This window comes from Herbiconiux flava (assembly GCF_013409865.1).
GTDB lineage: Bacteria > Actinomycetota > Actinomycetes > Actinomycetales > Microbacteriaceae > Herbiconiux > Herbiconiux flava.
On sequence record NZ_JACCBM010000001.1, the window covers coordinates 3,405,862 to 3,419,886 of the forward strand.

Sequence of the window (14,025 nt, forward strand, 5' to 3'; positions counted from 1 at the left end):
GCGCGAGTGGGTCTTCGGGCCGGCCAGCTCGGTGGGCCCTCCGGTTCGCCGGGGAGTGGCGGGGCGGGCAGGTCAGGAGGCGGCGGGGAGGGCTGCGTGACCGGCGGCCGCCGCGCGGTCGAGGTAGGCCGCGAAGTCGTCGGGGGCGAGGAGTCGTTTGGGGGGCTCCGGTGGCAGGGCGGTCGGGGTGGCGGCGGCCGGAGCCGGGGCGGCGGTCGCGGTGCAGCCCGGCGCGGCCTCGACAGCAGTGGCCGCGGTCGGGGCGGCGCGGAGGGTGCGGCGGAGGTGGGCGATCGCGCGGGACGCGAAGGTGCCGGGCGGGTCGAGCCAGACGAGCAGGAAGTGGCCGCCCGGGACGTCGAGGCACTGCCAGGGCATCTCGCCGAAACCGACGCCCTCGACGAAGGCGGGTGCTTCGCCGAAGGTCAGCGGGCGGGCGTCGAGGCTCGCCCACATCTCGCGGAAGTCGGCGTCGCGCACCGAGAGGTCGCCGACGATCTCCTGCAGGCGGGGGTCGTTCGGGTCGCCGTGGTACCGCAGGGCCGCGACGGCGGCACGGGCGGTGCGGCGCCAGCCCTCGAGTCCGCGTCCCTCCGGCGGGGCGAGGAATGCGGCCGCGACGCAGTTGCCCCCCGCGACCGCGAAGCTCGGCTGCAGGGCGTGGGCGAGATCGTTGGCGACGAGCAGGTCCTGGTTGCGGTCGAGGACGTAGACGGGCGCATCCGACCACTGCTCGACGAGGCGGTGCACCAGATCGCTCACCGGCGGAACCGGGCGGGCGAGCGACGTCGGCGGGGCCGGCAGGGCGAGGCGGTAGAAGTAGGCGGCCGCGTCGGCGTCGAGGCGGAGGGCCCGGGTGAGGGAGGCGAGCACCTGCTCGGAGACCTGGTGGTGGCGGCCCTGCTCGAGGCGGATGTAGTACTCGCGGCTGATCCCGGCGAGGTCGGCGACCTCTTCGCGGCGGAGTCCGGCGACGCGGCGCCCGGGTTCGGCGACCAGGCCGACGTCGGCGGGCTGGAGTCGGGCGCGGCGGCCGCGCAGGTACTCGCCGAGGGTGGGCGCCACCGAGGCGGGCTGGGGGCCGCGGCGGGCCGACGGGAGGGCGGGAGCTGCGCGCATGTCGTTCCTTCGGGATCGCATCCGGAGTAGCGGTGCTCGAATCCTATTGGATTTCGACGGCCAGCGCAGGGGGGTAAGAGAGCGCTCTCGAAGCGGCCGGGCTGAGCTCCCGGTCAGTGCGTGTCAGAGCGCGTCAGAGCGCGTCAGAGCGCGTCAGAGCGCGTCAGAGCGCGTCAAAGCGCGTCAGCCCGTTCCCGCACCGCATACTTGAACCCTCGGTGCGAGCCCACGAAGCCGAGGCGCTCGTAGAAGCGGTGCGCGTCGGTGCGCGCCTCGTCGGAGGTTAGCTGCACGAGCGCGGCGCCCAGGGCCGGGGCTGCGACGTCGGTGGTCCACCGCATCAGGGCCGAGCCGATGCCCGACGACCGCCGCGCGCTGCTTACCCGCACCGCCTCGACGAGCAGCCGGGTCGCACCGCGCCGCGAGAGGCCCGGGATGCGCGTGAGCTGCATCATCGCGATCACCACCCCGTCCGGTCCGACGGCGACGACGAGGTCGTTCGAGGCGTCGGCGAGGGTCTCGACGAGCCCTGCCCGGTAGGCCGCGGTGTCGGACTCGTCGGCCTGGTCGCCGCGCGAGGCGCTGATCGCGTCGTCGGCGAGCAGCCGCATCAGCGCGTCGAGGTCCTCGACGTCGGCACGGCGGAGGGTGACGGCGCCGCCCGGAGTCTCGAGCGGCACGGGCAGGGCGAGGGAGGCGATCACGGATCCAGTCTCCCATCGCACGAGCGAGCGCAGGCAAGCGCAGCCAAGCGCAGCCAAGCGCAGCCGAGCGGAGGCGTGCGGCGCAGCCCGCCGCGGCACGTGCGACGCGGCTCGACAGACGTGGGAGGAGGTTGCGACGCGGGTCGTGCCGACACGGGCATCCGGCTGCGTAGCCTCGCTGCATGCCGAGCCAGAAGAACCCCGCCCACGTCCCCTCCGGTGCGAGCGCGCTGCGGAGGGCCGCCGCCGAGGCGGGTGGGACGTTCCTGCTCGTCTTCGGCCTGATCGGAGCCGCCCTGCTCACCTCCCCCGACTCGAACGGCGTCGCCGCCCAGCCCGGCACGGGGCTGCTCGGCGTCGCGGTCGCCCTCGGGCTCACCGTGGCGATCGGCGCCGCAGTGGTGGGGCCGGTGTCGGGAGGGCACTTCAACCCCGCCGTCACCCTCGGGGTCGCGGTGGCCGGGCGGCTGCGCTGGGGGCTCGTGCCCGTCTACGTCGCCGCTCAGGTGGTGGGCGGAGTCACCGGCGCGGCGCTCGTGCGGGCCCTGCTGCTCGGCAGCGGCGACGGCGGGGCCGCGGCGGTTCGCTCGGGCTTCGCCTCGACGGGCTACGGGATGCTCTCCCCCGGCCATTTCGGCCTGCTCCCCGTCGCGGCCGTCGAGCTGATCGCGACCGCGGTGCTGGTCGTCGTGGTGCTGACCACGACCCACCCCACGACCGGCACGCCGCTCGCCCCGCTCGTGATCGGCGGCACGCTGACGCTGATGCTGTTCGTCGCGCTGCCGATCGACAACGCCTCGTTGAACCCGGCCCGCTCGCTCGCAACCGCGGTGTTCGGCGGCGGCGACTGGATGGCGCAGCTCTGGGCCTTCATCGTCTTCCCCGTGCTCGGCGCGGTGCTCGCGGCGGGGCTCTACCGTGTGGCGGTGGCGGGACGGGCGTCCGCTGCGCCGGAGCCCGCGCCGGCCGCCTCCACCCCCGCCTGACCTCCGCGCGCCCACGGCAGCGGCAGCCGCCCGGCCAGCTGCAGCACGCTCAGCGTGCTCACGAGCACCGCCAGGGCGAGGCCGACGAACGGCAGCAGCAGGCCCTCGGGGTCGGTGAGGGCATCCGGAACCAGACCCGGCTCGTCACGGGCCGCCGTCAGCGCGGTGGCCGCCGGAAGCGCGGCAGCAGGCGCCCCGGCAGCAGGAGCCGCACCACCCCCGGGCGAGGGCGGAGCAGGCGGTCGGGCGACTGCGGTGTTCGAGGGGTCGGCACCGCTCGGAGCCGCCGGCGCGGGGGGAACGATCGCGGGGGCGGTCGCGTCGTAGTTGACGACGAGCGGGGTCGCCGGCTTGGCGGGGTCGCGCTGCCCGCCCGAACTGAACCAGTACGCGGCCTGCCCGGTGAGCTGCTGGAAAGCCACGAAGTCCGCCGGGAACGACCCCCAGTACGCCTCGTTCAGCGGGCTCGGCGCGACCTGCGCCGGGTCGCCGCTCCGCACGCCGAGGTAGTCGGGCTGGGCGGTGAATCCGCCGGCGGTGCCGAGGTCGACGCCGCGCAGCTCGGCGAGCACGACCTCGCGGGCCGGCAGGGCCTCCCACTTCGTGAGGTCGTCCATGCTCGTGCCGTAGCCGCCGAGGGTCGCGACGAGGCGGCCCGTGCCGTCGGGGGCGATGGTGAGAGTGGGGTCGGTGGCGGTCCAGTAGGTCATGCCGCCGTAGAAGGCGACGGTGAACGAGCCTGACCAGCGGATGCTCGCCCCACCCGGCCCGACCTCCCCGACTCCCCCGTCCACGACGACCTGGCTGCTCGTCGAGGCGGTGAGCGAGCCGGCGCTGACCGGGGCGCCGCTCGGGTCGAGGCAGCGGCTCGCGAAGTCGGCGGTCTGCCAGGTTCCGGATGCGGTGGCCTTCTCGATCCGCACCGCCCCGCTCTCGGCGGCGTACAGCCCGTCGTCGGCGCCCCACACCCGCGCGCCCCCGGCGTCGCCCGCGGCTGCGGCGCTGAGGAAGTTGCACCCGCCGGCGAACGACCCGCTGCTCGCCTCGCGGTTGAGGCCCCACCGCAGCTGCGCGTTCGCGACCTGCCCCGCGCCGCCCTCGCCGCCCTCGGGCACGGTGACGGTGATGGGCTGGTCGCCGTCGGGGGTGGTTCCGGATGCGGTGGCCGGCACGGCCGGGCCGGATGCGGTGGCCGGCATGGCCGGGCCGGATGCAGTGGCGGGCACGGCCGGGCCGGCTGCGGCGAGCAGGGCGCCCGCCCCCACCGCGAGGGCGAGTGCGGCCCGGATCGCGGCCCTTCGCGCCGCCCTCACCGCCGCACCGTCTCGAGCACCTCGGTGTCGGCCGCCGCAGCGACGGCCCCCGCCGTCGTCGGGGTTGCCGCGGGCGGGGTGGGAACGACGGGAGCGCTGGCGGCCCCGGCTCCCGAGGCACTGCGAGCGGCCGCGCGGCGGGCGCGGCGGCGGCGGGACGCGCGGACGAGGGCCGTGACGAGGCTCGTCAGCAGCAGCACGGCCGTCACGAGGACGGCCACCGCGAGCACGATCCAGAGCCACGGCGGCACCGCCGGCGACGCCGTCGCGGCCGGGAGGAGCGGTGCGGCAGCGTCGGCCGCCTGCACCGTCACCTCCGTCTGCGCCACCGCGCCGGAGGCGGCACCGGTGAGGATGAGCACGTGGGTGCCGGCCCGAAGGTCCGCCGGAACGTCGAGCACCGCCGCGACCTCCCCCGCCGCGCCCGCGACCAGCGGACCGACCGCCGCGACCCCGTCGTCGAGCGTCGCCACGACCTGCTCGCCGGGGGCGAAGCCGCGGCCGGCGAAGCTGAGCGCGTTGCCCGCGATGGCGGTCGAGGCCGTGTACCCGACGCGCGCCGCCGACGCACCCGAGGCCGGAGCGGCGGCGGGCGCATCCGCCGAGCCCGCCGCAGCACCCGCCCCACCGGCAGCGGCCCCCGCACCCGCACCACCGGAAGCACCGGCCCCCGCCGCGAACGTGATCGGCGTGAACGTCTCGTTCCCGGCGTTCTTCACCCCGTGCGCCCCGATCGTGATGATCCCGCACTGCACCTCGCGGCAGTCCACCGAGCCGACGTCGCCGTTGCGGTCGCGGCTCTCGAAGCTCGCCCCGGGGATGACGAGGTCGACGGTCCAGCCGCCCGCGGCGTCCATCACGGCGTTCGCGGCGTCGGCCGTGTCGCTGCCGGGGAAGGCGACAAAGCGCTGGAATCCCGCGTTGTCCTTCGCCTCGCTGTCGGGCACGTAGCGGTAGTCGGCGCCGACCTCGCCGCCCTGGCTCGGCCGCCACGAGGCCGGGTCGACCCAGCCGAAGAGCACGTACACGCCGCCGAAGCCGCCCGTGATCGACTGGAACCCGCTGCCGGTGACCGTGACCGGCGTCGCATAGTCGGGATCGGCGGTCGCGGTGCCCTCGGCGTTCGCGACCTTCACCGAACCGGCCGCGTGCGCCGCCGGGGCGCTGAGGGGCGCGATCACCGCGGCCGCGACGAGAGCGCCGACGAGTGCGACGCCGGCGACGACGCCGGGAAGAACCGGCCGGCGGGAGCGGATGTCGGTCATGGGCGATTCCTCCGAGGAGACGTAGGGAGCGGGCCGGGCGACCGGGCCGGGCGCACGAGCAGCGTCCCGTCGACCCGGTGCACGAGGATCGGGTGCCGGTACACCGCGCTCAGCAGCGCCGCGTCGAGCGCCTCGACGGGCGCCCCGTCGGCCCGCACGCGCCCGCTCTCGAGCACGACGACGCGGGTGGCGTGCGCGGCCGCCAGGTCGAGGTCGTGCAGCACGACGACGGCCGATCCCCCGGCGTCGGTGTGGGCACGCAGGTGGCCGAGCAGCCGCTCCTGGTGCCGGATGTCGAGGCTCGCCGTCGGCTCGTCCAGCAGCACGAGCTCGCAGCCCTGCGCCCGCACCCGGGCCCACGCGGCGCGGGCCTGCTCGCCGCCCGAGAGCTCGGGCAGCCGGCGGTGCTGCAGCGCGCCGAGCTCGGCGTCGTCGACGGCGGCGTCGACCCGCTCCGACTCCTCGACCGGCGCGAGCGACGGCCACGGCGCGAGCCCCATCGCGACGACCTCGCGCACGGTGAACGGGAACGAGACGTCGTTCGACTGCGTCAGCACCGAGCGGATGCGCGCCAGATCCCCCGCCCGCCACGACGCCACGGCGCGGCCGTCGACCGCCACCCTGCCCGAGGTCGGCGTGACGTCGCCCGCCAGCACGTGCAGCAGCGTCGACTTGCCCGCCCCGTTCGGCCCGACGAGCGCGACGAGCTCGCCCGCGCCGATCCCGAGCGACACCGAGTCGAGGATCGCGCGCCCCTCCACCTCGAGCCCCACCCCGTCGGCCACGATCCGCGGCGCGACCGATGCCGCGCCGCCCCCGACGACCTCGGCCCCTGCTGCAGAGCGCGCCGCCACCACCCCCCGCATCACGCCCACCCGCCCGACCGCCGCCGCGTGCGCCGGATCAGCCAGAAGAAGAACGGCCCGCCCACCAGCGCGGTGAGCATCCCGAGCGGCAGGTCGGCGTACGGCACCGCCGTGCGCGCCACCAGGTCGGCCGCGAGCAGCAGCAGCGCCCCGCCCAGCGCGCTCGCCACGATCAGCCGTCGGTGTCCCGGGCCGAGCAGCATCCGCATCAGGTGGGGCACCACGAGCCCCACGAATGCGACGATCCCGCAGAGCGCCACGGCCGCGGCCGTCAGGATCGCGATCACCACGATCGCGATCACCCGCGTCGACTCCACCTTCACGCCCAGGTGCCTGGCCTGCCGCTCGCCCAGCGCCATCAGGTCGAGGCGCCGCGCCAGCAGCAGCGCGAACACCGTGCCGGCCAGGCAGATCGGCAGCACGATCGCCACGTCCTGCCAGCGGCTGCCGTTCAGCGAGCCGAGCTGCCAGAACACGATCTGCTCGCGCTGCTGCGTCGACGCGGCGAACATCAGGAACGCGATGCCGGCACCCGCCACCGCCGTCACCGCGATGCCCGTCAAGAGCAGCGTCACCACCTCAGTGCGCCCCCGCGACCGCGCGGTCAGGTACACCAGCAGCGTCGCCGCGAGCCCGCCCGCGAAGGCGAAGACCGGCGCGGTCAGGATGCCGAGGAACGTCGCCCCCAGCACGATCGCCGTGCTCGCCCCGAGCGCCGCCCCGGCCGACACCCCCACCACCCCCGGCTCGGCGAGCGGGTTGCGGAACACCCCCTGCATGACGACCCCGCCCACCGCGAGCGAGGCGCCCACGACCGCCGCCATGGCGATCCGCGGGAAGCGGATGGCCCACAGCGTGGCATCGGCGTTCGGATGCACGGGCACCGCCGCCACGGGCAGCACCGCCGGGGCGCCGACCCCGGTCAGCAGCTCGTTGCCGTGCAGCGCGAGCGACCCCACGATCTCCGGCACCGGTACCGGCAGCTGCCCGATGCCCGCCGAGACCACCGCGAGCACCACGACGCCGACGCCGAGCAGCAGCACCGTCAGCCGGTACCGGGCAGCGCGGGGCCCGGTCGGGACGACCCGGGGCCCAGGCGGAGGCGGGGGCGTAGTCGACACCGCCACCGGGGCGACCGTGGCGGTCACCGGGCGGCATCCGGAGCGTAGAGCCCGACGGCGAGCGCCTCGAGCACCCGCGCGCTGTCGGGCCCGAAGCTGAGGATCTGCGAGTCGGGCATGTCGACGACCCGTCGGTGCTGCCCGGCCGGCGTCTGCTGCAGGGCGGGCACCGCCTCGAGCAGCCCGTCGACCCCGTCGACCGACTCGAGGCCGCCGGTCATCACGAGCACGAGGTCGGGCGCGGCCGCCACGAGCCCCTCGTCGGTGAGGGGCCGCATGCCGTTCCAGCCGATCTCGGCCGAGACGTCGATGCCGCCGAGCGCCGTGACGAGGTCGTCGGCGCCCGAGCCCTGGCCGAACAGGTAGTAGACGCCGGCCTGTCCGCGCACGTAGAGGAAGACGATACGCAGCCGCTCGGCGGGATCGGCGGGCGCGACGGCGGCGATGGCCGCGACGGCGGCGTCGATCTCGGCCCCCGTGCGGGCGGCGAGCTGGTCGCCCCGCTCCGGCACCCCGAGCCCCGCGGCGACCTGCCCGATCAGCTCGCCGGTGCCCGCGAGCGAGCGGTGCGAGTCGACCACGACCACGGGCACCCCGGTGTCGCGCAGCTGCAGGATCGTGTCCCACGGACCCAGGCTCGTGTCGGTGACGATCACGGTCGGCGCCAGCGCGAGGATCGCCTCGGCGTTGAGGTCGTGCCCGTTCTGCGTCACGAGCGGCCGGTCGGCGATCTCGGCGAAGCCGCTCGAGACGTCGCGCCCCACGACCTGCTCGCCGAAGCCCAGCTCGAACACGATCCGCGAGAGCGAGCCGTAGATGTCGAGGGCCAGGATGCGCGAGGTGTCGCTGACGGTGACGGCCGTCCCCTGGGCATCCGTCACCGTGTCCGGCAGCGCCTGCGCGGGCTCGGTGATCGCCTCGACGGGGCTCGCCGGGGCCGCGACGCTCGAGGGCCCCTCCCAGGCCTTGGGGCTCGCGACCGGGGTGACGTCGGCGAGGGCGGGAGTGGCCCGGCCGGCGTCGGTCGAGCCGTCGGCCGCGGTCGAGCATCCGGAGAGCAGAGCGAGACTCAGAACGGCGCCGGCGACGGCGAGGAGGGGGCGGGGCAGGGAGGTCACGGAATCCACTCTAGCTTTGGTTAGGCTTAACTTACTATGGTTAGGCTGTCCTAACTCAGGACGATCGTCAACCGTTCAGAAAGGCAGCACTGTGGTTTCACGCAGCACTGTGGATTCGACCATCCCGAGGCGGGGGCGCACCGCCCTCCGCCGCTCCCTCGCCGTCGTGGCGGCATCCGCGCTCACCGCCGGCTTCGCCCTCACCGCGACCACCGCGGCGAGCGCCGCCCCCTCCGAGGGCACCATCACCGACGCCTCCTTCACCTGGGGGCTCAGCAACGAGGCGGGCGGCGGGGCGTTCTTCGGCGGCTGCAACTTCCTCAGCGCGGGCACCGCGGGCGACACGGGCAGCTCGCGGGTGTGGACCGAGGCCGACGGCTTCTACTCCGCCTCCAGCGGCGACGTGAGCATCGTGAAGCCGGATGCGACGGGCGCCCTCGTGCCCACGAGCTGGGCCACCAAGTGCCAGACGCCCGCCGGCACCCCCGTGTCGGCCGCCAGCACCTCGTCGCTGACCAAGAACGCGGTCGTCTTCGGCGGCGGCACCGGCACCGCGGCGGCGGACGGATCGGTGGAGGTCTCCTGGAACGGCTCGTTCACCGTCGCCTTCTACGGCGGCCTGACCTACTGGACGGCGTCGGACCCGGTGCTGACCCTCGACGCGGCCGGCAACGGCGAGCTCACCGCCACCGCGAGCGGCTACGGCACGAGCATGGAGGACCAGACCCAGTGGGTGCCGGTCGCCGCCCAGGAGATCGTGCTCGCCGACATCGCGGGCGCCTCCGTCGGCGACGAGGGCCTGACGGTCACCCCCGCCTACCTCGGCGTGCCGGTGACCACGAGCGGCACGCCGCAGGCGACCACCGGCGCGAGCTGGGGATCGTTCCCGCAGAGCTTCGTCGACTTCCAGAACCTGACCGGGCAGTCGAGCTACTGGTACAGCTCGGGCGGATCGCGTGACGCCGCGAAGCCGGCCAGCCCGCTCGCGGTCGACTGGACGGTCGAGGGCGCGGTCGTGACCCCGCCCGAGGAGCCGGCTGCGGACGAGCGCGACATCGAGGTGACGGTGCCCACCGTCGTCACGCCCGAGCCCGAGGACGGCTCGTTCGGCTGGAGCTTCGCCGGCGGCGACGCGATCGCGCTCGGCACCGCCACCCAGGCGGGCAGCACCTTCGTCGCCGAGGGCGCGATGACCCCGATCACGGTGACCGACACCCGCACCGGCGGCGCCTCGGCGTACCAGTGGAGCATCTCGGGCCAGGTCGCCGGCTTCACCTCCGGCACCGGCACGGCGGCCTTCGGGGCCGACGCGCTGGGCTGGACGCCGAGCGTGACCGGCGCGGGCACCGGAGTCGCAGCGGGGGCCGCCGTGGCTCCGCAGCTGCAGGGCGGCCCCGGGCTCGCCAGCTCGGGCATCCTCGCGTCGAGCTCGGCCGCGTCGGGCGCCACCATCGGGGCCGACCTCCGTCTGGTCATCCCGAGCTCGACCCCGGCGGGCGACTACACCTCGACGCTGACCATCACGGCGCTGAGCTAGCCGCTCGCATCTCTCGGCCCGTCTCGGGCCGACCGGCAGGGGGCGGATGCGCGTTCCGCCCCCTGCCTCACCCCCACCTGCCCTGCCCCATTCCTCCCCCGCTCAGTCAGCCCAGTCAGCCCAGCCCAGGATGCCCATGCCCTCGCTCCCGTTCCGCCTCGCCGTGGCGGCCCCCGTCGCCGCCCTCCTTGTGGCGGCCGCCCTGGCGCCCTCCGGCGCCGTCGCGGCAGCCGCGCCGGCCACCCCCGCCGCCGCACCCGTGGCGACCGCCGCCGACGCCGGCCCCAGCTGGAGCGTCGCCCCCGCCGACCGCCCCCTCCCCGACGGCACCGCCGAGACCGGACGCGCCAACTTCGACTACGCCGTCGAACCCGGAGCCGTCATCGACGACGCCTTCGAGATCCGCAACGACGGAGCCGTGCCGCTCGAGCTGCAGGTCTACGCGGCCGACGCCTTCACCACCCGCGAGGGCAGCATCGACCTCCTGCCCGCCGGCGAGCCCTCGGTCGACGCCGGCACCTGGATCACGGTGGCCGTGCCCCAGGTCACCCTCCAGCCGGGCGAGACCACGGCGGTGCCCTTCCGCATCTCCGTGCCCGCGGATGCCCGTCCCGGCGACCACCCCGCCGGCCTGATCTCCTCCGCACTGACCGCGTCCGACTCGGCCACCGTGCAGGTCGACCGCCGGCTCGGCAGCCGCGTCTACCTCCGCGTCGACGGTGAGCTCACCCCGGCCGCGACGGTCACCGGCGTCAGCGTCGACTACTCCGGCAGCTGGAACCCGCTCGCCGTGGGCGCGCTCAACGTCGTCTACACGCTCGAGAACACCGGAGACACCCGGGTCACCGCGGTCTCCTCGGTCGCGGCCGGCGGACCGTTCGGCCTCGCGGGGGTCGCCGCGAGCGAGCAGCTCGCCGAGGTGCTCCCCGGCTCCGCGATCGAGGTGCGGCAGCGGCTCGAGGGCGTCGCGGCACTCGTCTGGCTGAGCGGCGCCGTGCGGGTGCAGCCGGAGGGCGTCGGTCTCGGCGGCGGGACGCTCGCACCGATCGAGGCGCCGTTCTCGTTCGCCGCCCTGCCGTTCGTTCCGCTGATCGCGCTGCTCGTCGTCGCGGTGCTCGTGCTCGTGCTCGCGATCCTGCTGATCGTGCGCACCCGTCGTCGCCGGGATCGGGGCCGGATGCCGGGAGAACCTGTCTAGCGGCATCCCCCGGCGGTACTGTGGGCCCACCCGCAACGGAAGGATCCGGCATGACCGCCAGCGACGAGATCGACCAGCTGATCGCGAAGCACCCCGACTGGCGCGGAGCGAAGCTCGCGGAGATGCGCCGGATCATCCTCGAGGTCGACCCCGGCATCGTCGAGGAGTGGAAGTGGATGGGTTCGCCCGTCTGGGAGCTCGACGGCATCCTGATCGTGGGCGACATCTTCAAGGCGAAGGTCAAGCTGGGCTTCCTGTACGGCGCCTCGCTGGACGACCCGCAGGGGCTCTTCAACGGCGAGCTCGGCGGCAACCAGCGCCGCAGCGTCGAGTTCGCCGAGGGCCACTCGGTCGACGAGCAGGCCTTCAAGGACCTCGTGCGCGCGGCGATCGAGCGCAACCGGGCCAAGCCCGCCAAGCCCGCCAAGGCCAAGACGTCCAAGACCACCGGCTCATGACGCGGGACCTCACCCGCCGCACGCTCTTCGGCGCCGCGAGCGGCGCTCTGACGCTGTCCGCCCTGGCGGCGTGCAGTCCGCGAGGCGGCGAGGGAATGGGCGGGCCGGCGTCGACCGTCACGCCGACGGCGCAGCGCGCATCCGGTCTCGAAGCCGCCTTCGACAAGGCCTTCACCGCCTCGGGGCTCGCCGGCTGCGCCGTGCGCGTGAGGCTGCCGAACGGGGCGCTGTGGCTGCGCACCGCGGGCGTCGCCGACCTCGACACCGAGGAGCCGTACCGCGCGGGCGACTCCGTGCGCATCGCCAGCATCACCAAGACGTTCACCGCGACCGCCGTGCTGCGCATGGTCGACGAACGGATGCTCGCCCTCGACGACACCCTCGACCGCTGGTATCCGCAGGTGCCGAACGCCTCGGAGATCACGCTGGAGCAGATGCTGGGCATGCGCTCGGGGATCGCCGACTTCACCGCGGACGCCCGCTTCGACGAGCGGTTCGCCGCCGACCCCGCGATGCCGTGGAGCCTGGAGCAGACGCTGCAGGTCATCCTGCGGAACCCGCCCTCCTTCGCGCCGGGGGCCGAGGTGCAGTACTGCGACTCGAACTACGCGCTGCTCGGAGCGATCGCCGCCCGGGTCGACGGGGCCTCGCTCGCCGAGGTGATCGCCCGCCGCGTGATCGAGCCCGCTGGACTGTTCGACACGTACTACCCCGACGACGACGCCATCCGCTCCCCTCACCCGCAGGGATACGTACCCGAGGTCACGAGCGCCGGAGCGATCGACCCGACGGTGCCGCCGACCGTGGTGAACGAGGTGAACCCCGCCGTACCGGCCGGGGCCGGGGCGCTGATCTCGACGCTCGACGACGTCGCAGCGTGGGGCGACGTGCTCGTGGACGGCCGGCTGCTCGGTCCGCTCACGCAGGCCCGGAGGCTGCAGACGCAGCGCTTCGAGGGCCAGACGCTCGACTTCGGCTACGGACTCGGCATCACGAACTTCAACGAGTACCTCGGGCACGACGGGGCGATCTTCGGCTTCAGCTCGGTGGTGCTGACGAGGCCCGAGACGGGCACGCAGATCGCGATGGTGGGAAACACCTCGACGAACTCGACGACGCCGACGCTGTCGATCGCGGTGGCGCTGATCGACGAGATCGACCCCTCGCAGGGCCCAGCCGCCGGCTGATCGACAGCAGGTTCGCGACTCGGCGGGGCATTTTCAGGTGTTACCTATGAGTCGTTTGTAGAGTTGTCTTCGACGATCGGTGCGGCCTGAGGCCGCGCGTGCGCCGCCGGCCCCCGCGGCGCGAGACGAAAGCGAAACCCGAGTGACCCTGACTCCCCCCTCCGACACCCCGTCGGCGCCCCTGACGCGCCGCGCCCTGCGTGAGCAGGAACGGGCTGCCGAGGCGGCTTCGAGCCGCCGACCGCTCGTGCGCGCCGCCGAGACCGCTGTCGTGCGGCCCAGTGCCGCGCAGGCCGACGTCGTGACCCGCACGCCGGCCGTCTCGACCGCGGTCGTGGCGCGCGCGGCCACCCCTGCCGGGGCCTCGGCCGGTCCGGCCGCCGCCTCGCGTCCGGTGCCGCGCCGGCCGCGGTGGAAGGCCGCTGTCGCCCTGTCGTTCGCCGCGCTGCTGGCCGCCGCCACGTCGCTCTCCGCGATCGAGACCAGCGATTCGTTCGCCTACGCCCCCGAGGTGCAGGCGGCACCCGCCGCGCAGGAGCTGCTCACCGCATCCGGAACCGCCGCCTCGGTCTGGCGCGACGGCTACCAGGCCACCACGCCCGAGGAGCTCGCCGCCGCCAAGGCGGCCGCCCGCGCCGCCGAGGTGGCCGCGAAGGTCGCCTCGATCGGCTTCCGCACCGCCTCGACCTACTCGAACAACCCCGACAGCGCCGTGCAGTGGCCCTTCCCCGTCGGCGTGCCGATCAGCGACGGCTTCGGCCCCCGCTCCTCCCCCGGCGGCATCGGCAGCACCAATCACAAAGGCGTCGACTTCACCCCCGGCCAGGGCAAGCCGATCTCGGCCGTCGCCTCGGGCGTCGTGCGGCTGGTCAACGGCTCCGACAACGGCGGCCTCGGCGTCTACGTCGTGGTCGACCACGTGATCGACGGCCAGAACGTCAGCAGCTGGTACGGGCACATGCTCTCCGGCTCCCCCGTCGTCACCGAGGGTCAGGCCGTCGTGGTCGGCCAGCAGCTCGGCTCGGTCGGCAACACCGGCACCTCAACGGGCGCCCATCTGCACCTCGAGATCCACCTCGACGAGACCCCCGTCGACCCCATCGCCTGGCTGACCGCGCACAACTAGCGCCACAGGCGTCACACTGGGGGTCAC

The 14,025-nt window shown here is 74.8% G+C and carries 13 protein-coding genes; 6 read left to right on the plus strand and 7 right to left on the minus strand.

Annotated elements, in window-relative coordinates; genetic code table 11:
* Positions 1-72 precede the first annotated feature (72 nt).
* Positions 73-1,119 carry a helix-turn-helix transcriptional regulator gene (locus tag BJ984_RS16275; RefSeq protein WP_179548887.1) on the minus strand — a complete coding sequence of 349 codons (1,047 nt, stop codon included), beginning with the start codon at positions 1,117-1,119 and terminating at the stop codon, positions 73-75.
* A 173-nt stretch (positions 1,120-1,292) separates the two neighbouring features.
* Positions 1,293-1,823 carry a GNAT family N-acetyltransferase gene (locus BJ984_RS16280; RefSeq protein WP_179548888.1) on the minus strand — a complete coding sequence of 177 codons (531 nt, stop codon included), beginning with the start codon at positions 1,821-1,823 and terminating at the stop codon, positions 1,293-1,295.
* A gap of 182 nt (positions 1,824-2,005) precedes the next feature.
* On the opposite strand from BJ984_RS16280, the gene BJ984_RS16285 reads away from it, so the two are divergent.
* On the plus strand, positions 2,006-2,809 hold the full coding sequence (locus BJ984_RS16285; protein ID WP_179548889.1) for an aquaporin: 804 nt from the start codon (positions 2,006-2,008) through the stop codon (positions 2,807-2,809).
* Here the strand turns inward: BJ984_RS16285 and BJ984_RS16290 are convergent.
* Genes BJ984_RS16290 through BJ984_RS18435 form a run of 5 tightly spaced genes read right to left on the minus strand, consistent with a single transcriptional unit; the run spans position 2,737 to position 8,492 of the window.
* Entirely contained in the window at positions 2,737-4,122 is a 1,386-nt protein-coding gene (locus BJ984_RS16290) for a hypothetical protein (RefSeq protein ID WP_179548890.1), read from the minus strand. The two genes, BJ984_RS16285 and BJ984_RS16290, sit on opposite strands and share 73 nt — an antisense overlap.
* On the minus strand, positions 4,119-5,387 hold the full coding sequence (locus BJ984_RS16295; RefSeq protein ID WP_179548891.1) for a hypothetical protein: 1,269 nt from the start codon (positions 5,385-5,387) through the stop codon (positions 4,119-4,121). Before BJ984_RS16295 ends, BJ984_RS16290 begins: the two co-directional genes overlap by 4 nt.
* Positions 5,384-6,253 (minus strand): heme ABC transporter ATP-binding protein, encoded by an 870-nt coding sequence (locus tag BJ984_RS16300; protein ID WP_179548892.1) that lies wholly within the window; start codon positions 6,251-6,253, stop codon positions 5,384-5,386. The genes BJ984_RS16295 and BJ984_RS16300 overlap by 4 nt, the downstream gene beginning before the upstream one ends.
* Entirely contained in the window at positions 6,253-7,401 is a 1,149-nt protein-coding gene (locus BJ984_RS18430) for a FecCD family ABC transporter permease (RefSeq protein ID WP_373877431.1), read from the minus strand. The genes BJ984_RS16300 and BJ984_RS18430 overlap by 1 nt, the downstream gene beginning before the upstream one ends.
* Positions 7,398-8,492 (minus strand): heme/hemin ABC transporter substrate-binding protein, encoded by a 1,095-nt coding sequence (locus tag BJ984_RS18435; RefSeq protein WP_271206517.1) that lies wholly within the window; start codon positions 8,490-8,492, stop codon positions 7,398-7,400. The genes BJ984_RS18430 and BJ984_RS18435 overlap by 4 nt, the downstream gene beginning before the upstream one ends.
* Positions 8,493-8,601: 109 nt before the next feature.
* On the opposite strand from BJ984_RS18435, the gene BJ984_RS16310 reads away from it, so the two are divergent.
* From BJ984_RS16310 to BJ984_RS16330, 5 genes are all read left to right on the plus strand, one after another.
* Entirely contained in the window at positions 8,602-10,029 is a 1,428-nt protein-coding gene (locus BJ984_RS16310; protein ID WP_179548893.1) for a hypothetical protein, read from the plus strand.
* 136 nt (positions 10,030-10,165) lie between these two features.
* Positions 10,166-11,227, plus strand: a complete 1,062-nt coding sequence (locus BJ984_RS16315; RefSeq protein WP_179548894.1) for a WxL protein peptidoglycan domain-containing protein — start codon at positions 10,166-10,168, stop codon at positions 11,225-11,227.
* 50 nt (positions 11,228-11,277) lie between these two features.
* Positions 11,278-11,685: a DUF1801 domain-containing protein gene (locus BJ984_RS16320; RefSeq protein ID WP_179548895.1), complete on the plus strand. Its 408-nt coding sequence runs from the start codon at positions 11,278-11,280 to the stop codon at positions 11,683-11,685.
* Positions 11,682-12,872, plus strand: coding sequence for a serine hydrolase domain-containing protein (locus tag BJ984_RS16325; protein ID WP_179548896.1), 1,191 nt, complete (start codon positions 11,682-11,684; stop codon positions 12,870-12,872). The genes BJ984_RS16320 and BJ984_RS16325 overlap by 4 nt, the downstream gene beginning before the upstream one ends.
* 142 nt (positions 12,873-13,014) lie before the next feature.
* Positions 13,015-13,998, plus strand: coding sequence for a M23 family metallopeptidase (locus BJ984_RS16330; RefSeq protein WP_179548897.1), 984 nt, complete (start codon positions 13,015-13,017; stop codon positions 13,996-13,998).
* The last annotated feature ends 27 nt before the right edge of the window (positions 13,999-14,025 follow it).